Here is a 21,180-nt window from a genome sequence, read left to right as displayed (position 1 = left end):
TTCTATCCCTGTCCATCGGTGTATCCCCATGTTCAACAAACGCTTGAAGCAGGAGCTGTCGGCTCTTCGCGAAGAACTCTCCAGCCTCCAGCAAGTGAAGGAAAGTCTGGAAAGCGAGATGCTGGTCCTGACCCTCGATGCCGATGGGCGGATTCAATCGGTCAACCAGAACTTCATCGGCGAGATGCTCTACAAAAGCAGCGACCTGATAGGGCGACACATCGAAGACATCGTCCCGGCCCATGTGAAGTCGGACGAATTCCACCAGCGCTTCAAGGTCGCGTTGACCCGTGGCGAGCACTTTGCCGGCGCGGTGCGTTTGTTGCGCGGCAATGGCCAGGAAGCCTGGCTGCGCTCGATCGTGCAGCCGGTCCAGTCCGCGGACGGCCGGATCAAACACTTCTCGATTTACTCCAGTGATCTGACCCGCACCATCGAGGCGTCTCGTGAACATGAGAACCTGATCGGCGCGCTCGTACGTTCCACGGCTGTGATCGAGTTCGATCTCAATGGCAATGTACTGGCGGCCAACGACCGGTTCCTCAGCGGCATGGGTTACAGCCTGGCGCAGATCAAAGGCAAACATCACCGCACCTTCTGCGAACCGGAGGAATACAACAGCACCACGTACCAGGAGTTCTGGCGCCGCTTGAATGCAGGCGAGTTCGTCGCCGGCCGTTTCAAACGCATCGACAGCCACGGCCGCGTGGTCTGGCTGGAGGCTTCCTACAACCCGGTGGTCGATGCCAACAACAAACTCTACAAAGTGGTGAAGTTCGCCACGGTGATCACCGATCAAGTCAATCAGGAACAAGCGGTCGCCGACGCGGCCAACATTGCCTACAGCACCTCGCAGCAAACCGACAGCAGCGCGCAGCGCGGTAACGCTGTGGTGACTCAGGCGGTCAACGTGATGCGTGACCTTGCCAGGCACATGCAGACCGCCGGCGAAGGCATCGAAGCGCTGAACGAGCAGTCGCTGGTGATTGGTACCATCGTCAAAACCATCAGCGGGATCGCCGAACAGACCAACCTGCTGGCGCTCAACGCGGCCATCGAAGCGGCTCGGGCCGGGGAACAGGGGCGTGGTTTCGCAGTGGTGGCGGATGAGGTCCGGCAATTGGCTTCGCGCACCAGCCAGGCAACCGATGAGATTGTCGGCGTTGTGCGGCAGAACCAGGACATGGCGCGCAACGCCGTGGCGCTGATGACCGAGGGTAAACTCCAGGCTGAACAGGGGCTGGCGCTGGCGGCAGAGGCGGGGACGGTGATTGTCGAGATTCAGGACGGTGCACAGAAAGTGGTGAACGCGGTCGGGCAGTTTGCCAATCAGTTGGCGACTTGATACCTGCCATCCCGGTGGAAATCGCTACAATCGGCGTTTTCCCCAGGAGCAGCCATCATGAGCGTTTCCCACCGCCGTCCGGTTCCCTTGGCCAAGGCTTATCGTCTGCTCAATCACGGCCCGACCGTGTTGGTCAGCGCGGCCCATGACGGCCAGCGCAACATCATGGCGGCGGCCTGGGCGATGCCGCTGGATTTCGAGCCGCCGAAAATTGCCGTGGTGCTGGACAAGTCCACCTGGACACGGCAATTGTTGGAGGCTTCGGGCACGTTTGTGCTGAATGTTCCCTGCGCCGCCCAGGCCGATATCGTCCAGACCGTGGGTTCGACGTCCGGCCTGGAATTGACCCGGGACCAAGGCCGGGACAAGTTCCAGGTCTATGGCTTGCCGACCTTCAGCGCTGAACTGATCGATGCACCGATGCTCGAAGGCTGTGTCGCCTGGCTGGAGTGCCGACTGCTGCCGGAGCCAGGCAATCACCAGCAGTACGATCTGTTCCTGGCCGAAGTGATTGCCGCTCAGGCAGACGAGCGCGTGTTCAGTGACGGTCGCTGGCACTTCGAAGGGCAAGACGCGTTGCGCACCTTGCACCATGTGGCTGGCGGACATTTCCTGAAAATCGGCGATCCAGTGGACGGCAAAACCTTGCAGCCGTAAGCCGCCAGCCTTTCACACCCAGACGTCATTCTGCGCCGTGCGCTCGCCACCTTCGTTACCCGTGTTCAACACACCCTTGGGTTCGATCAGCAGGAGTTTCACCTCCTGCTCGGCGAACGGTTTGTGCTCGACACCTTTTGATACCACATACATTTCGCCGGCGTTCACCAGCACGTGGCCATCGCGAAAGTCGATGCGCAGTTGCCCTTCGAGCACGATGAAGGTTTCGTCGGTTTCAGGGTGATCGTGCCAGATGAAATCCCCCAGCAGTTTCACCACCTTGAACTGGTAGTCGTTCATTTCGGCGATGACCCGGGGCGTCCAGTACGGGCCGATCCTGGAGATTTTTTCAGCGAAGTTCAGGCTTTCGTAAGCTTTCATGAAGCAGCTCTCGTGGTTGATCGTAAATCCACGATAGCCGGCACATCGGCGTGCTTCTTGAACGATTGTGCGTGGCTCAGCGGCGGTGCATTTTCATCCAGCGGGCCGGCGACAGGCCGTAGGTTTTGCTGAACTGCCGGGTCATGTGGCTCTGATCGGTGAAGCCGGCGATCAGCGCAGCGCTGACCAGTGACTGGCCCTGAATCAGCAGCGAGCGGACCAGGTCCAGGCGGCGCATGGTCAGGTATCGATAAGGGCTGGTGCCGAACAACAGACGAAAATCCCGCGACAGACTCCAGCGATCGCGACCGCTGTGTTGCGCCAGTTCTTCCAGCGTCACGGTACGATCCAGGGCGCTGTGGATGAATTCCCGCGCGCGTTCGGCGGCCACGTAGTCGAAGCTCTGGCGGGTGGCAGACACGCCGGAAACGCTGTTCAAGGCTTGCGCCAGATCGAACAGCGCATCCTGCTCTTCCAGAGGCTCGAGGGGGCAATCGAGGCTTCGCAGCAACACGGCGGTGGCGGCGAATAAACGTGGATCGGTCGACAGGCCGGTCTTGATAAACGGCAATGGCTGGCCGCCGAGCATCTGCTGGATCAGTGCCGGTTCGATGTACATCATTCGGTACTGGAACCCGGTCTCGGTGCCGGCTTCGCCATCGTGAACTTCGTCCGGGTGCAGCACCATGGTCCCGCCCGGCAGACTGTGGCGCCAGCCACCGCGGTACTGAAAACTCTGCACACCGGCCAGGGTATGGCCGATGGCGTAGGTGTCGTGGCGGTGAAGGTCGTAGCCGTGGCCTGCAAAAAACGCCTCGAAACGCTGAAGCCCGCCGACGTCGGGCGCGCGGTGGAACCAGTCGATGGGAGGCGTGTGCTTGGTCATGGTGGTGTTGCCTTGAGCTCGATGCTGAACACGTTACCCCACTGACCAACCGCCTGTCTGCTGCCGTTCGAATCACCCGGTTGGTAGAAAATCCCGGACTAATGTTGCAAGGTGTTGAATATTTTTTAAGCCACGAAGGCGCCCACATCATGGAAATATCCCACCTGAGCTATGCCGCTCCGTTGTTGTCATTGGCGCTGTTGTGGACGGTTGCGGTGGTGACGCCGGGGCCGAATCGTTGAGGAGTTCTGAATGAGCAAGCTGCGGGTAGGCATTATTTTTGGCGGTCGTTCGGCTGAACACGAAGTGTCGCTGCAATCGGCGAAAAACATCGTCGATGCGCTGGATCGTTCGCGCTTTGAACCGGTGCTGATTGGCATCGACAAGCAAGGCCTCTGGCATCTGAACGACCCTTCGAACTTCCTGCTCAACCAGGAAAACCCGGCGCTGATTGCCCTTAACCAGTCCAACCGAGAACTGGCCGTCGTGCCGGGCAAGGTCAGTCAGCAATTGGTGGAAACCTCCAGTCAGGAAATGCTGGGTCACGTCGACGTGATCTTCCCGATCGTCCACGGCACCCTGGGTGAGGACGGTTGCCTGCAAGGTTTGCTGCGCATGGCCGATCTGCCGTTTGTCGGCTCCGATGTACTCGGTTCGGCCGTCTGCATGGACAAGGACATCAGCAAACGTCTGTTGCGTGACGCCGGGTTGGCGGTCACGCCGTTCGTCACCCTGACTCGCGCGACTGCAGCGCGCACCGGGTTCGCCGAGGTGCAAGGCAAACTCGGCCTGCCACTGTTCGTCAAACCGGCTAACCAGGGATCTTCCGTGGGCGTAAGCAAGGTCAATGACGAAGCCGAGTACGAGGTAGCAGTAGAGCTGGCCCTGGGTTTCGATGAGAAAGTCTTGATCGAGTCCGCCGTCAGCGGTCGCGAGATTGAATGCGCAGTGCTCGGCAACGAAGACGCCATCGCCAGCGGTTGTGGCGAAATCGTGGTACGCAGCGGGTTCTATTCCTATGACAGCAAATACATCGACGCTCAAGCAGCGGAAGTGGTGGTGCCGGCTAACATCAGCATCGAGGCCAGTGAACGCATCCGCGCCCTGGCCGTCGAGGCGTTTCAGGTGTTGGGCTGTTCCGGGCTGGCGCGGGTCGACGTGTTCCTGACCGAGAGCGGCGAAGTGCTGATCAATGAGATCAACTCGTTGCCCGGTTTCACCCGCATCAGCATGTATCCCAAGCTATGGCAGGCCACCGGTATGACTTACAGCGAGCTGGTCAGCCGTTTGATCGAGCTGGCGCTGGAGAAGCATAAGGCGCGGCAGGCGCTGAAGATCTCTCGCTAGGCTGAATACAACAATAATTATTCGAGGAGACGTGTCATGAAAGTCAGCGCACGTAACGTCTTCAAAGGCACCGTCAGTCAATTGCAACCCGGCGCGGTGAGCGCCGAAGTCTCACTGAAACTGTCGGGCGGCAATGAACTGGTGGCTGTGGTGACCATGGAAAGCGTGAAGAACCTCGGCCTGGCGGTCGGCAAGGAAGCGATCGCGCTGGTGAAGGCACCGTGGGTCATGTTGATGACCGAATCCAGCGACATTCGCCTGTCGGCACGCAACTGCCTGGAAGGCAAAGTCACCAGTGTCATCGACGGTGCCGTGAACTCCGAAGTGGTCATCCAGCTCGACGGCGGCACCGAAGTCTATTCGATCGTGACACGCCAGGCTGTGGCAGAACTCGGCCTGGCGCCGGGCGTGAGTGCGACGGCGGTGATCAAGGCGTCGCATATCATTTTGGGTGTGCCGGCCTGATCTAAACCCGGAGGCGGCTGTTCCAGCCTCCGGGATTTTTGTCAGCCTTTGAGCGGGATGTACAACTCGACCACGCTGTCGGGGTGCATTGGCCCGAAAAAGCGTTCGCCGCAGTACTCGAATTCGATCCCTTCAGCCGGCGCCATTCCCGCAGCAGGTAACCATTCGCTATAGGCTGCCCGGAATGTTTCCGGCAGGGTGGTGACCGTCCCGTGGTGTTCGACCCGGGCGTAACGGCGAGCGGGTATCTCCATCTCCACCATGCCTTGAACAAGCGGGGCGTGCGGTCCTACCGGCAGTCCGGCGATGTAGCGCCATTGACCGTCCTCCAGCGGCTGGCACACACCAAAGGTGCCCATCGGATCGGTCAGACGATCGATTTCCTCCTCGCGCGGCACAAAGCGCTGCCACATCTCGGCGATGGTGCCGTCGTCGCCCTGTTGCCAACTCATGCCCATGATCCGCAAGGCGGGGTAGGCGATTCGCTCCGGCGTTTGCATGGGGGGCAGGCTGCGCTCTGGTTGCGCCAAGTAGCGGGTCAGTTGCCCCAGGACTTGCTCGCTACGCTGGATGTCGGCTCTCAACTGCCGGGCATGTCCTTCGAGGGATTCGCGCAGGCTGGCGACGCTATCCAGCCCACCGTTGACCGCAAGGGCTCGAATATCCTCCAGCGCCATGCCCAGTTGTTTGAGCCAGACGATCCGCCCCAGTGTGACGATCTGTTCGGGGCGGTAATAGCGATAGCCATTGTCGCGACCGGTTAGCGCCGGGGTAAACAGACCGATGCTGTCATAGTGGCGCAGGGTTTTGGTGATGAGCCCGTGGCTGCGGGCCATTTGTCCGATGGTAAGCATGTGAAACCTCCTTTTAGACTGGTCGGGGGCCACGGTAGAGCTTGCCGTAGGGGTAAGCTCAAGTCCTTGTATCCACATCAAATAATTTCGAGCTTATCTCCAGGTATCCTCAAGGTTATCTCTAACGAGGTGCTCGATATCTCCTGTTTAGAGGGCTACTTTTGAAGTGGGCATGAAAATTATCTCTATTCCTTCTTTCCGCTAAGTCAAAAAAAGGCCTACCTCCCGGTAAGCCCTTGCTCATTCCCGCGTACGACTCAATCCCCCAACGCAGCCCCCTCGCGCCGCGGATCGGCCCCACCCGCCAACGACGTTTTCCCCTGCGCATCCTTGACCCGGACAATCGCCTGGGTCCCGCTGGTCATGTCGATCTCGTTCACGTTGTGCCCTTTGTCTTTCAGCGTTTGAATCAATCCCGGGCTGAACTGCCCTTGTTCCAGCTCCGTCGGGCCGTTGCGGCTGCCAAAGTTGGGCAGGCTGATGGCGGCTTGTGGGTCGAGGTTCCAGTCGAGCAGGCCGATGGTGGATTTGGCGACGTACTCGATGATCTGCGAGCCGCCGGGGGAGCCGATGGTGGCCAGGAATTCGCCGCTCTGGCGGTCGAAAATCAGGGTCGGTGCCATGGATGAGCGTGGGCGTTTGCCGGGTTCGACGCGGTTGGCAACCTTCTGGCCGTTTTCTTCGGGGATGAACGAGAAGTCGGTCATCTGGTTGTTGAGCAGGAAGCCCTGGACCATCAGGTGCGAGCCAAACGCGGACTCCACGGTGGTGGTCATGGACACGGCGCCGCCTTCGTCATCCACCGCCACCACTTGCGAGGTGGAGATGCGCAGCGGCGAACGGTCCGGTGCGTAGGCGACCTGAATGCCCGGCGGGGTGCCGGGTTTGGCCGTGCCGATGCTGCGATCGCCGATCAGGGCCGCGCGGTCGGCCAGATACGCAGGGTCCACCAGGCCTTTGACGGGGACGGGTACGAAATCTGCGTCGGCCACGTAGAGCGCGCGGTCGGCGTAGGCCAGGCGTTCGGCCTCCGAAATCAGGTGCACGGCTTCAGGCGCTGGTTCGACGCCCGCAGGTTTGTTTGTCTTGACCGGTTTGAGCGGCGCCAGGGCAAAACGCGGGTCACGGGTTTCCAGGGCCTGCAAGGTGCCGAGGATCTGCGCCACGGCGATCCCGCCTGACGACGGTGGCGGCATGCCGCAGACCTGCCAGCGTTTGTAGTCGGTGCACAGCGGCGCGCGTTCCTTGGCGCTGTAGCCTTTGAGGTCGTTCAGCGAGAGGCTGCCGGGGTTGGCGTGGCCCTGAACCTTGGCGACGATCTCCTGTGCGACGGGGCCTTTGTACAACGCATCCGGTCCTTCTTTGGCGATGCGTTTGAACACCGCGGCCAGTGCCGGGTTTTTCAGTTGCGTGCCTGCGGCTTTCGGGCTGCCGTCGGCATTCAGGAAGTAGGCCGCCATGTCCGGCGAGCGTCGAATGGACGAGTCCGAGGCGACCAACTGGTGAAGGCGTGGCGAGATGGCGAAGCCTTGCTCCGCGAGTTTGATCGCCGGTTCGAACAGTCGCGCCCACGGCAGATGACCGTGTTTCTGATGGGCCAACTCAAGCGCCCGCAACACGCCCGGTGTCCCCACCGAACGACCGCCAATCTGCGCCTGGGTGAACGGCATCGGTTTGCCGTCGGCTTGCAGGAACAGCTTCTCGGTGGCGCCGGCCGGAGCGGTTTCGCGACCGTCATAAGTGCGTACAGCCTTGCCATCCCAGAGCACGATCAACGCACCACCGCCAATGCCCGAGGATTGCGGCTCGACCAGGGTCAGCACGGCCTGCATCGCAATCGCGGCATCGATTGCCGAACCGCCCTGGCGCAACATCTCCCGCCCGGCCTCGGCCGCCAGCGGATTGGCCGCGGCCGCCATGTGTTTTGAGGCGTATTGGGTCTGCAGGTCGGCGCGATAACCTGACGCGACTTCTGGCGCGACAGGCAACGTCGAAGTGGTCGGGGCGCTACAGGCTGCGAGGGTTAAAGCAGCGGCGATCAGCGAAAGGGCTGACAGGCGATAGCGGCTCAAGTGGAAGGCTGAGAACACGTGGGGGCACTCCGTCCGTGGGAAAGAACAGGGGACTTTATCGGCCGAACGGAAGTGACGCAAACCAAGGCCTACAGCAAAGATGTTTTTGCCCTTCATGACGTCAAGGATTTTCTGTAGGGTCGAGGGCAACAGACTGGCCAGAAGATCAACAAGAGGCAGACATGCAGACCGAGTTCCCCACCCAGCCAAGTTACCGCACCCAGCGTGATCAATTCCTGGCCGTCGCGACCGCGGCCGGTGCGACGCTGACCGAGTACCCGCATCCACTCAAAGGGCCGTTCGGTGAGTCGTTGAGCACCGATGTGGCCGTGCTGGGTGATCCGGGCGCCAAGCGTTTGCTGATTGCGCTGAGTGGCACTCATGGCGTCGAAGGCTTCTATGGTTCGGGATGTCAGATCAAGTGGTTGCAGGAGTTGGGCAAGCGTTCGCTGCCGGCCGATGTCGCGGTGGTGATGATCCACCTGATCAATCCGTGGGGCACTGCGTGGCTGCGTCGGGTCAACGAAGACAACATCGACCTGAACCGCAATCACCTGAACTTCGACCACGCATTGCCAGATAATCAGGCCTACGCAGCACTGCATGAAATCTATGCCTGCACGCAGTTGCAGGGCCCGGAGCGTGATCGCGCCGATGCCTTGCTCGATGAGCAAATCGCCGAACACGGCTGGCCAGCGGTGATGTCGATTGTCGAGGGCGGCCAGCACCGTCATCCCGATGGTTTGTTTTACGGCGGACTGGCACCGAGCTGGTCGAACCGCACGTTGCATCAGATCATTCAAAAGCATGTTTCCCATGCCGAAGTGGCCATGTGTTTCGACTTGCACACCGGCGCCGGGGAGTACGGTCATCCAATGTTGCTGACCATTACCGAGGCGGCGTATCCAGCTCTTGCAAATGCGCAGGCCATTTATGGTCCATGGCTCTATACCTTGCACACGGGGGCCGACACGCTGAGCGAAACCGGCGTTGCAGCCACCGCCACCGGTTACACCTCGCAAGCGTTGATCAACGCGTTGCCGCACGTGCGGTTGATGCCGTTTGTGATCGAGTGCGGGACGTATCCCGGCGCCGAGGTTCATCGTCATCTGCGCGATGATCACTGGCTGCATCTGCATGGCAATCCGAGTGATGCAGTGGGGCGCGGGATCAAACTCAATCTGGTGGAGCAGTTCTATCCCGCCGACAGCGATTGGCAGGCGATGGTCTGGCTGCGCACCTGGCAGATTTGGGAGCGGGCGTTGTCAGCATTGCCGGCAATTCGCTCCTGACGTGATTTACGGGGACGTGGCCTCTCGTTGCCCGAACTCATACGGTTCAAATCTTCCTGCAACCGCAGCATGCTTTCTTCGCCAACGCGGATGAAGCCGCTGCGGGGCTGATCCAGGTCGAGGATGAGGGTGAAGACCATGGCAATCAGGATCGCGAAGATGGTCGTCGAAGCGTGCCGTCGACGGTGGCTCAGGCCGTAGCTGTAAGCGATGAAACCCAACGCGCCGATGGCCACGACGAACAGCAGATTGATGACGGTTGCCGGGACATGATTGTCCAGGGCGGCGCGACGCTTTTCATTGACGTTGTAGACGTCGGTCAACGACTGGATCACCAGGTTCATGGCGGCAGTCGCTTCGCCCTGGAACTCGGCGGCGGCAGCCAGATTCCATAATTGGTCCTCGATCGTCCGGGACGATTCGCCGGCCGCCTTCAGCAGTTTCTCGTCCGTGCCGGCGCGCATGAATTCAATCCGCGCCGAGACATAATCCTTGAGCAGCGCCGACATCTTCCCGCGCAGATCAGACGGCAACAACTTCGCTCGCAGATAGGTCGAGCCGATCACCGTGACTTCATCTTGAATCAGTGTTTTGCGCGCTTCGAAACGTGAGGTGGCCATGGCGAAGTTGAAACCCAGCAACAACGCGAGCAGACCGAGGAGGGCGGTTTGCAAAACGGTGAGGTGGGATCGGGTTGAATCGTTGCTGTGGGTTCGGTGATGACGGCCGAGACGAAAAGCGAGTTCCAGCACCACGCAGAAGATGGCGACCACGATGAAAAACAGAATGATTTCGTCCAGGCCCCAATGCATAGGGTGGTCTCTCTGCGCTCAAGCTTTGGCATTAACTGTAGGAGAGAACCGCAAAGAGCGGGCATTAACCACCCTGCGGGCGGGAGCACTTTTCTCGAGGCATAAAAAAACGGCCTACCTTTCGGTAAGCCGTTTTTAGTACTTGGTGGCTACACAGGGACTTGAACCCCGGACCCCAGCATTATGAATGCTATGCTCTAACCAACTGAGCTATGTAGCCAAGTGGCGCGCATTATTGGCTCGTAACAGAGATGTGTCAAGCGTAAATCTAAAATATTTCTCTACGCTTTCAACCGCTTATCCGTCTGACCCGAAAAAACGGGCCAGGGGAGGGCGTCAACTGAGCTGAAATCTCCCGGTATTGGCACTCAAGGCCTTGCTGCCCTGGCTCAAAGTGTCCGCCGCCAGGTTCACCGCCCGCGCGCCTTCGAGCAAGCGTACCGCCGCCTGATCGACTTGCTGGATATTGCCGCTGACCTCGTCGGCGGTGGTCGCTTGCTCGTCGACCGCTGTGGCGATCTGCGCCAGGGTGTCGGTGACGCTCTGCACGGCACTGGCAATTTCCCCCAGGCGTTCGCCGAGGCCAGTGACGGCCTGGGCGTCGGACTGAGCCTGGCCGCAAGCGGCTTCCATCAGGCTCACCGCTTCGTTCACGGTGCTGCGCAGGCTGTCGACAGTGCCGGCAATCTGCGCGGTGGAGGACTGGGTGCGTTGCGACAGGCTGCGCACTTCATCGGCCACCACCGCAAAGCCACGACCTTGCTCACCCGCGCGAGCGGCCTCGATGGCGGCGTTCAGTGCCAACAGGTTTGTCTGCTCGGCAACCCCGCGAATGGTGTCCACCACCAACTGAATCTGCTGCCCTTGCTCACTGACCCGGCCCAATGCCGCAGCGGTGTCGTTCAAACGCTGATTGAGTTGCTGAATGCTTGCCGTCGTGCGCTGGCTGTCACGGCTGCTGTCGGCGGCGATGCGCTGGGTGTGCTGAGCGCTGCCGGAGGCCTGCTCGCAACTCTGGGCGACCCCTTGAGAGGTCGCGGCCAATTGCGTGGCCGCCGCGGCGATCTGGCTGATCTGCAACTGCTGGGCTTCGACTTCCCCAAGGGCGCCGCTGGAGTGATGGTTGAGGGTGCGCACAGCGTTGCTCAGCTGCAAGGTTTCATGATCGACCCCCAGCAGGCTGTTGCGCAGTTGCACCACCGCGACGTTGAGGGCAGTGCTGATGGCAGCCAGTTCGTCGCGGCCTTCCACCGGTACTTGCAGGCTCAGATTGCCGTCGCGCAGGGCTTCGGCCAGCAGGGTGATGCCGCTGGCGCTGCGACGGATCGAGGCTTGCAGGCAGATGAACAGGTACAGTGCGGCCAGCAGCAGGCAGCCAAAAATGGTCGCTACCAGGATGAACTGGCGGATGGCAGAGCCGTGGTAATAGTCCAGACGCTGATCCAGCGACACCAACGACTGCTGACGCAGCGAAGAGAGGTCGACGAGCAGGGCGTCGAGGCTGCGTTCGAACTCTTCCGGCTTGAGCTTGATGCTGCCGCCGAATACGCCGTCATCGAGGACTTTCAACTCGGCGTCCAGGTGCTTGAGGCTGTCATGGTATTGCCCGGCCCAGGCTTGCAACGCGCTGGGCAGTCGTGCCTCCAGCAGGCTTGCGGTTTTGACCAGTTGCTCCCGGGCATCGCCGATGCGGCTGCGCAAGTCGCGCAATTGCAGACGGCTTTGCAGGGTGAACTGCCCGGACACCACTGATGCCTGGCCGACGCTGGCGAGACGGCCGACTCGTTCAATCAGGTCTGGTGCGTGCTGCGTGGAGATCTGCGTCAGCAAATAGGTCTCCAGCCACGGCGCCAACGTCAGGCGATTGTCCATGGCGATCTGCTCGCGCAAGGCTTGCAGGGCACTCAAGGCATTGGTGAAACGATCGTAACCGTCCGGCCACCAACCGACGCTGCTCAGGCTTTTCGAATCCAGTCCATTGAGGGCGGTTTGCAGGGCTTGATAACGGGCCAGGGTTTCGCCCTCGGCGCCTTCGGTTTGCAGTGCGTTGCCGAGGTCCGAGGTGGCTTGGGCAACAGCTGGCTGAACCGTATCGAAAGCAGCCATCGCCGCGATCGTCGCGGGTGTCGGCTGGCGATTGGTTTCGGTGGCGCGCCAGCGAGCCGCGCGGTCACGCTGGGCTGCGAGCAGGTTATCCAGAGCATCGAGGGCGAGCAGTTGCCGAACCCCGGCACGTTCGCCGGAGATCAGGTTCAGTTTGTCGCGGTAGTCCTGACCAATCATCCACAGGCTGCCCGTCAGCGGCAGGATAAACAGCAGAAACAACAGCTGAAATTTGCGTGCGAAGCCAAAACGCCCCAGCAACCCGATCCCCGGTGATAAAAAAGCCTGCATGCCCCAAAACTCCTCTGGACACCACGCGCCATTGGCGTGCGTCGCAACCGTTGCGGCCGCGACCTGTGCCCTTTTAAAAGGCCTCGAAAGTTCACCCTCGCCAGCTCTGTAGGCCGGCTCTGTAGCGAAACTTCCCATTCTCGGTCCCCTTTGTAAGGGGCCGCGTTGAAGCGGATTACCAAGGCAAGATTCAGACCATGGCGTTGCGCTATCACCTTTTCAGCGATGAAAACCGAGGTCGTTAGCAGGCTAAGGGGATGGCGCTGCTGCACTGAAAAATGGCACATTGACGCACCTGCCCGTGTGCACCCATCTGTTGTACGGAAACTCTTATGGCTATCAGCAATGTCCAGACCGGCGCGCAGCCGGCATCCGCGACTTCACAAAGCAGCCCTTTGGTCATGCGCATCATCGGCGCCGTGGCGCTGGCGCATTTGATCAACGACTTGATCCAGTCGGTGCTGCCGTCGATCTATCCGATGCTCAAGGCCAACTATGGCCTGACCTTCACCCAGGTTGGCCTGATCACTTTGACGTTCCAGCTGACGGCTTCGCTGTTGCAGCCGTGGGTCGGTTACTACACCGATCGGCACCCCAAACCCTGGCTACTACCCGCCGGGACGGTTTGCACATTGATCGGCATTTTGATGATGTCGGTGGTCGGCAGTTTTCCGATGATTTTGCTGGCTGCAGGGTTGATCGGTATCGGCTCCTCGACCTTTCACCCGGAAGCTTCTCGCGTAGCGCGACTGGCCTCGGGTGGGCGTTTCGGCCTGGCGCAATCGACCTTTCAGGTCGGCGGTAATGCCGGGTCGGCCTTCGGTCCGTTGCTGGCTGCGGCGATCATCATTCCTTTCGGTCAGGGCCATGTGGCCTGGTTCGGATTGTTCGCGGTGTTTGCGCTGTTCGTGCTCTATCGGATCAGCCGCTGGTACGCCAACCACCTGAGTCTGTTCAAACTCAAGCAAGGTCAGGCGGCGACGCATGGCTTGTCGAAGAACCGCGTGATCAGTGCGCTCGTGGTGCTCGGACTGCTGGTGTTCTCCAAGTATTTCTACATGGCCAGCTTCACCAGTTACTTCACGTTCTACCTGATCGAGAAATTCGACCTCTCGGTGGCGAGTTCGCAGTTGCACCTGTTCCTGTTTCTCGGCGCGGTAGCGGCGGGGACCTTCTTCGGTGGACCGATAGGCGACAAGATCGGGCGTAAGGCGGTGATCTGGTTCTCGATCCTCGGCGTCGCGCCGTTCACCCTGATCCTGCCTCATGTGGATCTGTTCTGGACCAGCATCCTCAGCGTCGTGATCGGCTTCATCCTGGCGTCAGCATTCTCGGCGATCGTGGTGTATGCGCAGGAACTGGTGCCGGGCAATGTCGGAATGATTGCCGGGGTGTTCTTCGGGTTGATGTTCGGCTTTGGCGGGATTGGTGCGGCGTTGCTCGGGCATTTGGCGGACATACACGGCATCGAATACGTGTACTTGCTGTGTTCGTTCCTGCCGTTGTTCGGTGTGCTGGCGATCTTCCTGCCAAGAACCAAAAAAGTATAAAAATCACAGGCACAAAAAAGCCGCGTTTAAACGCGGCTTTTTCTTGGGCGGGTGCTTCTTCCTGAAAACTTAGACGTTGAAACGGAAGTGCATCACGTCGCCGTCTTTAACGATGTAGTCCTTGCCTTCCAGACGCCATTTGCCGGCTTCTTTAGTGCCGGCTTCGCCCTTGTACTGGATGAAGTCATCGTAGGCGATGACTTCGGCGCGGATGAAGCCTTTTTCGAAGTCGGTGTGGATCACGCCAGCGGCTTGTGGTGCGGTAGCACCCACGCGGACGGTCCAGGCGCGGACTTCTTCGACACCGGCGGTGAAGTAGGTCTGCAGGTGCAGCATTTCGTAGCCGGCGCGGATCACGCGGTTCAGGCCAGGCTCTTCGAGGCCCAGGGCTTCGAGGAACATGTCTTTCTCTTCGCCGTCATCCAGCTCGGCGATTTCGGCTTCGATCTTGTTGCAGACCGGAACCACCATGGCGCCTTCTTCTTCGGCGATGGCTTTGACGATGTCCAGCAGCGGGTTGTTCTCGAAACCGTCTTCAGCGACGTTGGCGATGTACATGACCGGCTTGGTGGTCAGCAGGTGGAAACCACGAATCACCGCTTTATCGTCGGCACCCATGGTCTTCATCAGCGTACGCGCAGGCTTGCCGAGGGTGAAGTGAGCAATCAGTTGCTCCAGCAGGCCTTTTTGGACCACGGCGTCCTTGTCACCACCCTTGGCGTTTCGGGCAACTTTCTGCAGTTGCTTCTCGCAGCTGTCGAGGTCGGCGAAGATCAGTTCCAGGTCGATGATTTCGATGTCGCGTTTCGGGTCGACGCTGTTGGAGACGTGAATCACGTTCTCGTCTTCGAAGCAGCGGACTACGTGGGCGATGGCATCGGTTTCACGGATGTTGGCGAGGAACTTGTTACCCAGGCCTTCACCTTTCGAGGCGCCGGCCACCAGGCCTGCGATGTCGACGAATTCCATGGTGGTCGGCAAGATGCGCTTTGGATTGACGATGGCGGCCAGGGCTTCCAGACGCGAATCCGGCATCGGCACGATACCGGTGTTCGGTTCGATGGTGCAGAAGGGGAAGTTCTCGGCCGCGATCCCGGATTTGGTCAGGGCGTTGAACAGGGTGGACTTGCCGACGTTAGGCAGGCCGACGATGCCGCAATTGAATCCCATGGTGTTTCCCCTCGGATAAGAGTCAGGCCTTCTGGCTGTGCAGGTTTTTCATCGCGCGGTTCCATTCACCGGCGAGGATATCCGGCAGCACGCCGAGGGCAAAGTCGATGCTGGCATCGAGTTTTTCCTGTTCGGCGCGTGGCGCACGACCCAGGACGAAATTTGAAACCATACTGGCAACGCCCGGGTGGCCAATGCCAAGCCGCAAGCGGTGAAAGGTATTCTGATTGCCCAGTTGCGCGATGATGTCGCGCAACCCGTTGTGACCGCCATGGCCGCCGCCCTGTTTGAGCTTGGCTACACCCGGTGGCAGGTCGAGTTCGTCGTGCGCCACCAGGATTTCTTCAGGCGTTATGCGGAAGAAGCCGGCAAGTGCCGCGACGGCCTGGCCGCTGCGGTTCATGTAGGTGGTGGGAATCAGCAGACGAACATCCTGACCCTGATGCGAATAGCGCCCGGTCAGGCCGAAATATTTGCGATCCGCCACAAGGTTTACGCCTTGTGCGTTCGCGATGCGCTCAACAAAAAGGGCCCCTGCGTTATGCCGGGTCTGTTCGTATTCAGCGCCTGGATTTCCCAGGCCAACGATCAGTTTGATGGCAGTCACGATAGGGGCCCTTCCTTGGAGTGGTGGATAACATCGCCGCGACAGGTGTGTGCGGCGAAAGTGGACGACAAGTGCTCATTTACCATTATGTAAACTCCGCGTTCTCGCCCGCTTTCTCGCTACGCTCTAGTCCGCGATGTTTCCGGTCACTCCGGCGAACAGAGTGAAATTACTCTGCTGCGCCTTCTTCAGTAGTAGCTTCTGGAGCAACACGTGGAGCGTGGACGTTGGCAACAGCCTTGTCATCGCCGTGTGCCAGAGCAACAAACTCAACGCCTTTAGGGGCTTTGAGGTCAGACAGGTGAATGATCGAACCGATTTCGGCGTTAGCCAGGTCGACTTCGATGAATTCAGGCAGGTCTTTTGGCAGGCACGAAACTTCGATTTCAGCAACAACGTGCGAAACTTCGCCGCCTTTCTTGATCGGAGCTTCTTCACCAACAAAGTGTACAGGCACGATAGCGGTCAGTTTCTGGCCAGCTACAACGCGTACGAAGTCAGCGTGCATCACGTGGCCTTTGGCCGGGTGACGCTGCAGAGCTTTGATGATTACGTTTTGCTTGGTGCCGCCAACGTTCAGCTCGATGATGTGGCTGTAAGCCGCTTCGTTTTCGAGCAGTTTGGCAACTTCTTTAGCCAGCATGCTGATGGATTCAGGGGCTTTTTCGCCACCGTAAACTACAGCAGGTACCAGGCTTGCGAGACGACGCAGGCGGCGGCTCGCACCTTTCCCCAGGTCGGAACGCACTTCAGCATTCAGAGTAAAATCGTTCATGTTGTATCTCCAAAATAACCACATTCGCCCCAGCGTTTGCGACCAGCGCTAAAGGCGATATGGGCAAAAAAGCCCCGCCCCGACAGGAATGCCGGGGCGGGGCGCTTTTCGTCAACGAGATATTCGAGAAGGGCAGGGCCCTTAACGGAACATCGCGCTGATCGATTCTTCGTTGCTGATGCGGCGAACCGCTTCGGCAACTACCGGCGCGATATCCAGTTGACGGATACGCGAGCAGGCTTGAGCAGCAGCGGACAACGGGATGGTGTTAGTCACCACCAGTTCGTCCAGCATTGAATTTTCGATGTTTTCGATCGCCCGACCGGACAGCACAGGGTGTGTGCAGTAGGCGAAAACCTTGGCAGCGCCATGCTCTTTCAGGGCCTTGGCCGCGTGGCACAGAGTGCCGGCGGTATCGACCATGTCATCGACCAGAATACAGGTACGCCCTTCGACATCACCGATGATATGCATCACTTCAGAGTGATTGGCTTTCTCACGGCGTTTGTCGATGATCCCGAGATCCACGCCCAGAGATTTGGCCACAGCACGTGCACGCACGACGCCGCCAATGTCCGGGGACACGATCATCAGGTTTTCGAAGCGCTGATCTTCAATGTCATCCACCAATACTGGGGAGCCGTAGATGTTATCTACCGGAATATCGAAGAAACCCTGGATTTGGTCAGCATGCAGATCAACCGTGAGAACACGGTCGATGCCGACTACGGTAAGCATGTCAGCAACGACTTTCGCGCTGATAGCCACACGTGCGGAACGCGGACGGCGATCCTGACGGGCATAACCAAAGTAAGGAATAACAGCAGTGATACGAGTAGCCGAGGAGCGGCGGAAGGCATCAGCCATCACTACCAGTTCCATCAGGTTATCGTTGGTCGGAGCGCAAGTCGGCTGAATAATGAAGACATCTTTACCGCGGACGTTTTCATTAATCTCGGCAGTAATTTCGCCGTCGGAGAACTTACCGACAGAGATGTCACCGAGAGGGATATGCAGCTGACGTACAACACGCCGAGCCAGATCGGGGTTAGCATTCCCCGTAAAGACCATCATCTTGGACACGCGCAGTACCTAGAGGCTGAGGGTAACCTGGATGAGTATAGAAAATGGCAGGGGCGGCTGGATTCGAACCAACGCATGGCAGGATCAAAACCTGCTGCCTTACCGCTTGGCGACGCCCCTGTATCTGTTGCAACGAGTACCCAGTACTCGATTCCTTTTAGAGCAGACTTTGCAGCTTGCGATGCAACATCGAAACGTTGCTTCCCTTTGCTACAAACCCTGTAAGGGTCTCTGTAAGAAGGGCCGAGACTTTATCAGCTTCAGCTTTGCTTGGGAAGCCCCCAAACACACAACTTCCAGTTCCGGTGAGTTTTGCTTCGGTAAATTTACCTAACAAATTCAATGCGTTACGTACATCTGGGTAACGCCTTGCTACCACCGGTAAGCAGTCATTTCGACTGTTTCCCTTGGGAACGGGGCGCACTTTAATGGGAGAAGAGTTACGTGTCAACAACGGATCTGAAAAAATTTCTGCTGTACTTACAGAGACTTGCGGCACAAGCACGAGATACCACGGTTCTTCGGGGTCTACAGGGGTCAGTTTCTCCCCCACGCCTTCGGCAAAAGCCGCGTGTCCACGCACGAAAACCGGGACGTCGGCGCCAAGCGTCAGGCCCAGCACGGCCAGCCGATCCTCATCCCAACCCAATTGCCAGAGATGATTGAGACCGAGCAAAGTCGTCGCGGCATTTGAACTGCCGCCACCGATTCCACCGCCCATGGGCAGGATTTTTTCGATCCAGATGTCGATACCGAGTGAACAACCGGATTGCTCCTGAAGTTTTTTTGCAGCTCGAACAATCAGATTGCTGTCGTGAGGAACGCCTTCGAATTCGGTGTGCAGTCGAATCACACCGTCGTCACGAACGGCGAACGTGATTTCATCGCCGTAATCGAGAAACTGAAAAATAGTCTGCAACTCGTGATAACCATCTTCACGGCGACCGAGGATGTGCAGCATCAGATTGAGTTTGGCCGGGGAGGGCAGCGTCAAGCGAGGAGTGGTCATGTTCACTGCCCCAGTTTGCGTGGTTGCCATTCCTTGATCACCAGCGTGATATCAAGGTCGGTGCCGTGCAGTTTGATCCGCTCGGGCAACCAATAACCGTTTTGCTCGGCGTAACTCAGGTATTCGACCTGCCAGCCATCCTGTTCGAGATTGGCCAGGCGGCTATCGGCATCCAGGGTCAGGCGACTTTTGCTGTCCGGCGCCGGGAGCCCGCGAACCCACCAGGCCAGATTGGAAACGGGTAACTTCCAGCCGAGCTGTTCTTCGACCAGCGCCTCTGGTGTCGTTGCGTCATAACGGCCCTGATTGGCCACTTCCAGCGAGACTTTGCCAGGGTGACCCGTCAAGCGAGCCGCGCCGCGACCCAGGGGGCCGGAAAGCCGGATGTCGTAGTAATCCTGTCGCTGCAGCCAGAACAGCGTGCCGCTGCCTGAATCTTTTGGCGCGCGGATGCCGATCTTGCCGTTGATCTGCCAGCCGTCGAGGCTGGTCAGTTGCTGTTTGTAGTCCCGCCATTGGGCCGCGTTGCCTTGACCCTGGACCGATTCGCGGGCGCCGAAGCCCGCGCAACCGGCGAGCAGGGAGATGAAGCTGAAAACAATGAGGTGGCGCAAAAACATAATCTTAAAGAGTCTCTGATCCGGTCAGGCGCTTGATGGTGCTGCGCAGGATGGGGCTGTCGGGCTGCTCCTTGAGGAACTTGCTCCAGATTTGCTTGGCTTCCCGTTGCTTGCCATTGGCCCACAGGACTTCGCCCAGGTGCGCGGCGACTTCCTGATCGGGGAAGCGCTCCAGCGCCTGGCGCAGCAGGCGTTCGGCTTCGTCGAGATTGCCCATGCGAAAGTTCACCCAGCCGAGGCTGTCGAGTACCGCCGGGTCTTCCGGATTGATCTTGTGTGCCTGTTCGATCAAGGCCTTGGCTTCGGCGTAGCGCGTCGTACGGTCGGACAGGGTGTAACCGAGGGCGTTCAACGCCATCGCGTTGTCCGGGTCGCGCTTGATGATCAGGCGCAAGTCTTTTTCCATCTGCGCCAGGTCATTGCGTTTTTCCGCTTGCATGGCGCGGGTGTATAGCAGATTCAGATCGTCCGGGTATTGTTGCAAGGCTTGCTTCAGTACGTTCCAGGCCTTGTCGGGTTGTTTATTGGCGGACAAGGTTTCGGCTTCGATCAAATACAACTGAATCGCGTAATCGGGCTGCTCATCGCGCTCCGCAGCCAGACGGCTTTGGGCTTCGGCGGTCTTGCCGTTGTTCATCAGGATATCGGCCTGACGCAATTGCGCCGGCAGGTAATCGTTGCCCGGGCCGACCTGGGCGTACTCGATCAGCGCGCCTTGAGGATCGTTGCGCTCTTCAGCGATACGACCGAGGTTCAAGTGAGCCGAATCGACGTGGCTTTCCCGGGCAATCAGGTCTTCCAGATAGCCCTTGGCCTCATCCCAGGCCTTGGCTTCCAGGCAGACCAGCGCCAGGGAATAACGCAGTTCGTCGTCTTCGGGGTACTGCTGAACCAGGCTCGAGAACTCGGCTTTGGCGTCGTCCATGCGGTCCTGTTCAACCAGCATGCGCGCGTAAGTCAGGCGCAGGCGTTTGTCGTCCGGGTACTTCTTGATGCTTTTTTGCAGCAGCGGTAACGCTTCATCGCCACGACTGAGGGTCTGCAGCAGGCGTGCGCGCAGCAGAATCGGTGCTATTTCGCCGTCGTCCGGCGGATTGTCTTCCAGCAGGCCCAGCGCCCCCTTGGCGTCACCGTCCTGTTGCAGCAGCAAGGCTTTGCCGAAAATCAGCTGACTGTTGTTCGGATGGCGCTGCAATAAACGGTCAAAACTTTTCATCAAGCCGTTGCGCGTGTCCTGGTCGGTATCGGCCGCAGACAGGGCGAGGAAGTCGAAATGCGTGTCGCCCTTGCCTTGCAGGACTTTCTCCATATAGACCATGGAGTCGTCATAACGCCCGGCACGAGCCAGTTGCACGGCAGCTGCTCGTTGCGCCTCAAGATCTTGCGGGGCGTTTTTCGCCCAGATCAACGCGGTGTCCAGCGCCGCCTGATCGGCGCCCAGGTACTCGGCGATACGGAATGCCCGCTCGGAGATGCCCGGATCCTGAGTATTGATCGCCTGGGTCACGTAGTTGTCCAGGGCAATGTCGAAACGATTGCGCTGGCCAGCCAGTTCGGCGCTCAACAGGCTGAAGATGGTTTCTTCACTGAATGAGCTGTAAACCTTGGGCTTTTCAGGGGCCGGAGTGCTGTCTTCGACCGGCGGCGTACCGTCCGACGAAACGGGTGCCAAGGCCTGGCAGCCGCTGAGGAAGACAAAAGCGAGGAGCAACGCGGAGGATCTATTCATATAGGAAGAGGACGACTAACCTGCGGTCGGATCATCATGACACAAGCCTTCGGCCAAACATAACCGAGTCTCAATTGGCGCCTTTATAGAGGCAGGTCATTGGGACAATAGTCAGCGGTAGTTGTTCTGGCT

At 59.2% G+C, this 21,180-nt stretch carries 19 protein-coding genes, 2 tRNA genes and 2 pseudogenes; 8 read left to right on the top strand and 15 right to left on the bottom strand.

The genetic code is table 11. The features are described from left to right. Positions 1-28: 28 nt before the first annotated feature. From ACMXYI_RS02130 to ACMXYI_RS02120, 3 genes and pseudogenes are all read left to right on the top strand, one after another. Positions 29-757, top strand: a pseudogene (locus ACMXYI_RS02130) (PAS domain-containing protein); the annotation flags it as partial. Then, positions 737-1,345 carry a methyl-accepting chemotaxis protein gene (locus ACMXYI_RS02125; protein WP_415773848.1) on the top strand — a complete coding sequence of 203 codons (609 nt, stop codon included), beginning with the start codon at positions 737-739 and terminating at the stop codon, positions 1,343-1,345. The pseudogene ACMXYI_RS02130 and the gene ACMXYI_RS02125, both read left to right, overlap by 21 nt. A gap of 57 nt (positions 1,346-1,402) precedes the next feature. Beyond that, the gene (locus ACMXYI_RS02120; protein ID WP_283181665.1) at positions 1,403-2,002 is read left to right on the top strand and encodes a flavin reductase family protein; all 600 of its coding nucleotides are present in this window, start codon (positions 1,403-1,405) and stop codon (positions 2,000-2,002) included. Between the two features lie 12 nt (positions 2,003-2,014). On the opposite strand, the gene ACMXYI_RS02115 is transcribed toward ACMXYI_RS02120, so the two are convergent. Beyond that, positions 2,015-2,383, bottom strand: a complete 369-nt coding sequence (locus tag ACMXYI_RS02115) for a cupin domain-containing protein (protein ID WP_415771398.1) — start codon at positions 2,381-2,383, stop codon at positions 2,015-2,017. A 76-nt stretch (positions 2,384-2,459) separates the two neighbouring features. After that, a complete protein-coding gene (locus ACMXYI_RS02110) occupies positions 2,460-3,269 on the bottom strand; it encodes an AraC family transcriptional regulator (RefSeq protein ID WP_415771396.1) in 810 nt (269 codons plus the stop codon). 149 nt (positions 3,270-3,418) lie between these two features. Here ACMXYI_RS02110 and ACMXYI_RS02105 point away from each other — a divergent pair. From ACMXYI_RS02105 to ACMXYI_RS02095, 3 genes and pseudogenes are all read left to right on the top strand, one after another. Beyond that, positions 3,419-3,505 (top strand): annotated as a pseudogene (locus ACMXYI_RS02105) (lysine transporter LysE); the annotation flags it as partial. 16 nt (positions 3,506-3,521) lie between these two features. After that, on the top strand, positions 3,522-4,616 hold the full coding sequence (ddlA, locus tag ACMXYI_RS02100; protein ID WP_415771394.1) for a D-alanine--D-alanine ligase: 1,095 nt from the start codon (positions 3,522-3,524) through the stop codon (positions 4,614-4,616). Between the two features lie 36 nt (positions 4,617-4,652). Next, entirely contained in the window at positions 4,653-5,081 is a 429-nt protein-coding gene (locus ACMXYI_RS02095; RefSeq protein WP_415771392.1) for a TOBE domain-containing protein, read from the top strand. A gap of 41 nt (positions 5,082-5,122) precedes the next feature. Here the strand turns inward: ACMXYI_RS02095 and ACMXYI_RS02090 are convergent, their stop codons facing one another. Both ACMXYI_RS02090 and ggt read right to left on the bottom strand, forming a co-directional pair. Beyond that, on the bottom strand, positions 5,123-5,935 hold the full coding sequence (locus tag ACMXYI_RS02090; RefSeq protein ID WP_415771390.1) for a MerR family transcriptional regulator: 813 nt from the start codon (positions 5,933-5,935) through the stop codon (positions 5,123-5,125). A 257-nt stretch (positions 5,936-6,192) separates the two neighbouring features. Then, on the bottom strand, positions 6,193-8,025 hold the full coding sequence (gene ggt, locus ACMXYI_RS02085) for a gamma-glutamyltransferase (protein ID WP_415771388.1): 1,833 nt from the start codon (positions 8,023-8,025) through the stop codon (positions 6,193-6,195). A 164-nt stretch (positions 8,026-8,189) separates the two neighbouring features. On the opposite strand from ggt, the gene ACMXYI_RS02080 reads away from it, so the two are divergent. Then, positions 8,190-9,299, top strand: a complete 1,110-nt coding sequence (locus ACMXYI_RS02080) for a DUF2817 domain-containing protein (RefSeq protein ID WP_415771386.1) — start codon at positions 8,190-8,192, stop codon at positions 9,297-9,299. On the opposite strand, the gene ACMXYI_RS02075 is transcribed toward ACMXYI_RS02080, so the two are convergent. From ACMXYI_RS02075 to ACMXYI_RS02065, 3 genes are all read right to left on the bottom strand, one after another. Next, positions 9,203-10,111, bottom strand: coding sequence for a hypothetical protein (locus ACMXYI_RS02075; RefSeq protein ID WP_415771384.1), 909 nt, complete (start codon positions 10,109-10,111; stop codon positions 9,203-9,205). The genes ACMXYI_RS02080 and ACMXYI_RS02075 overlap by 97 nt on opposite strands. 143 nt (positions 10,112-10,254) lie before the next feature. Further along, positions 10,255-10,331: transfer RNA gene (locus tag ACMXYI_RS02070), tRNA-Met, on the bottom strand. 116 nt (positions 10,332-10,447) lie between these two features. Continuing rightward, positions 10,448-12,505 carry a methyl-accepting chemotaxis protein gene (locus ACMXYI_RS02065; RefSeq protein ID WP_415771382.1) on the bottom strand — a complete coding sequence of 686 codons (2,058 nt, stop codon included), beginning with the start codon at positions 12,503-12,505 and terminating at the stop codon, positions 10,448-10,450. Positions 12,506-12,837: 332 nt separating this feature from the next. On the opposite strand from ACMXYI_RS02065, the gene ACMXYI_RS02060 reads away from it, so the two are divergent. Then, on the top strand, positions 12,838-14,055 hold the full coding sequence (locus tag ACMXYI_RS02060) for an MFS transporter (protein ID WP_415771380.1): 1,218 nt from the start codon (positions 12,838-12,840) through the stop codon (positions 14,053-14,055). 69 nt (positions 14,056-14,124) lie between these two features. Here ACMXYI_RS02060 and ychF read toward each other — a convergent pair whose 3' ends face one another. The 8 genes from ychF to ACMXYI_RS02020 all read right to left on the bottom strand — a co-directional run bounded on the left by ychF (position 14,125) and on the right by ACMXYI_RS02020 (position 21,048). Next, entirely contained in the window at positions 14,125-15,225 is a 1,101-nt protein-coding gene (ychF, locus tag ACMXYI_RS02055) for a redox-regulated ATPase YchF (protein WP_134419017.1), read from the bottom strand. Positions 15,226-15,247: 22 nt separating this feature from the next. Further along, positions 15,248-15,832, bottom strand: coding sequence for an aminoacyl-tRNA hydrolase (gene pth / locus ACMXYI_RS02050; protein WP_008153430.1), 585 nt, complete (start codon positions 15,830-15,832; stop codon positions 15,248-15,250). A 169-nt stretch (positions 15,833-16,001) separates the two neighbouring features. Continuing rightward, entirely contained in the window at positions 16,002-16,607 is a 606-nt protein-coding gene (locus ACMXYI_RS02045; RefSeq protein WP_033061244.1) for a 50S ribosomal protein L25/general stress protein Ctc, read from the bottom strand. A 141-nt stretch (positions 16,608-16,748) separates the two neighbouring features. Then, on the bottom strand, positions 16,749-17,690 hold the full coding sequence (locus ACMXYI_RS02040) for a ribose-phosphate pyrophosphokinase (RefSeq protein WP_003208392.1): 942 nt from the start codon (positions 17,688-17,690) through the stop codon (positions 16,749-16,751). A 45-nt stretch (positions 17,691-17,735) separates the two neighbouring features. Next, positions 17,736-17,810, bottom strand: a tRNA-Gln gene (locus ACMXYI_RS02035). 37 nt (positions 17,811-17,847) lie between these two features. Continuing rightward, on the bottom strand, positions 17,848-18,699 hold the full coding sequence (ispE, locus tag ACMXYI_RS02030) for a 4-(cytidine 5'-diphospho)-2-C-methyl-D-erythritol kinase (protein ID WP_415771378.1): 852 nt from the start codon (positions 18,697-18,699) through the stop codon (positions 17,848-17,850). A 2-nt stretch (positions 18,700-18,701) separates the two neighbouring features. Continuing rightward, on the bottom strand, positions 18,702-19,319 hold the full coding sequence (gene lolB, locus ACMXYI_RS02025) for a lipoprotein insertase outer membrane protein LolB (protein ID WP_415771377.1): 618 nt from the start codon (positions 19,317-19,319) through the stop codon (positions 18,702-18,704). Positions 19,320-19,323: 4 nt separating this feature from the next. Then, positions 19,324-21,048, bottom strand: a complete 1,725-nt coding sequence (locus ACMXYI_RS02020) for a tetratricopeptide repeat protein (RefSeq protein WP_415771376.1) — start codon at positions 21,046-21,048, stop codon at positions 19,324-19,326. Positions 21,049-21,180 lie beyond the last annotated feature (132 nt).

The organism is Pseudomonas lyxosi, from assembly GCF_047758685.1.
GTDB lineage: Bacteria > Pseudomonadota > Gammaproteobacteria > Pseudomonadales > Pseudomonadaceae > Aquipseudomonas > Aquipseudomonas lyxosi.
Note: the sequence above shows the minus strand (reverse complement) of the source record. Positions and strands in the feature narration are given on the sequence as shown.

Coding starts and splice junctions, on each gene's coding strand:
- ACMXYI_RS02120 (WP_283181665.1), top strand. CDS start 1,403: ATGAGCGTTTCCCACCGCCGTCCGGTTCCCTTGGCCAAGGCTTATCGT.
- ACMXYI_RS02115 (WP_415771398.1), bottom strand. CDS start 2,383: ATGAAAGCTTACGAAAGCCTGAACTTCGCTGAAAAAATCTCCAGGATC.
- ACMXYI_RS02110 (WP_415771396.1), bottom strand. CDS start 3,269: ATGACCAAGCACACGCCTCCCATCGACTGGTTCCACCGCGCGCCCGAC.
- ddlA (WP_415771394.1), top strand. CDS start 3,522: ATGAGCAAGCTGCGGGTAGGCATTATTTTTGGCGGTCGTTCGGCTGAA.
- ACMXYI_RS02095 (WP_415771392.1), top strand. CDS start 4,653: ATGAAAGTCAGCGCACGTAACGTCTTCAAAGGCACCGTCAGTCAATTG.
- ACMXYI_RS02090 (WP_415771390.1), bottom strand. CDS start 5,935: ATGCTTACCATCGGACAAATGGCCCGCAGCCACGGGCTCATCACCAAA.
- ACMXYI_RS02080 (WP_415771386.1), top strand. CDS start 8,190: ATGCAGACCGAGTTCCCCACCCAGCCAAGTTACCGCACCCAGCGTGAT.
- ACMXYI_RS02075 (WP_415771384.1), bottom strand. CDS start 10,111: ATGCATTGGGGCCTGGACGAAATCATTCTGTTTTTCATCGTGGTCGCC.
- ACMXYI_RS02065 (WP_415771382.1), bottom strand. CDS start 12,505: ATGCAGGCTTTTTTATCACCGGGGATCGGGTTGCTGGGGCGTTTTGGC.
- ACMXYI_RS02060 (WP_415771380.1), top strand. CDS start 12,838: ATGGCTATCAGCAATGTCCAGACCGGCGCGCAGCCGGCATCCGCGACT.
- ychF (WP_134419017.1), bottom strand. CDS start 15,225: ATGGGATTCAATTGCGGCATCGTCGGCCTGCCTAACGTCGGCAAGTCC.
- ACMXYI_RS02045 (WP_033061244.1), bottom strand. CDS start 16,607: ATGAACGATTTTACTCTGAATGCTGAAGTGCGTTCCGACCTGGGGAAA.
- ispE (WP_415771378.1), bottom strand. CDS start 18,699: ATGACCACTCCTCGCTTGACGCTGCCCTCCCCGGCCAAACTCAATCTG.
- lolB (WP_415771377.1), bottom strand. CDS start 19,319: ATGTTTTTGCGCCACCTCATTGTTTTCAGCTTCATCTCCCTGCTCGCC.
- ACMXYI_RS02020 (WP_415771376.1), bottom strand. CDS start 21,048: ATGAATAGATCCTCCGCGTTGCTCCTCGCTTTTGTCTTCCTCAGCGGC.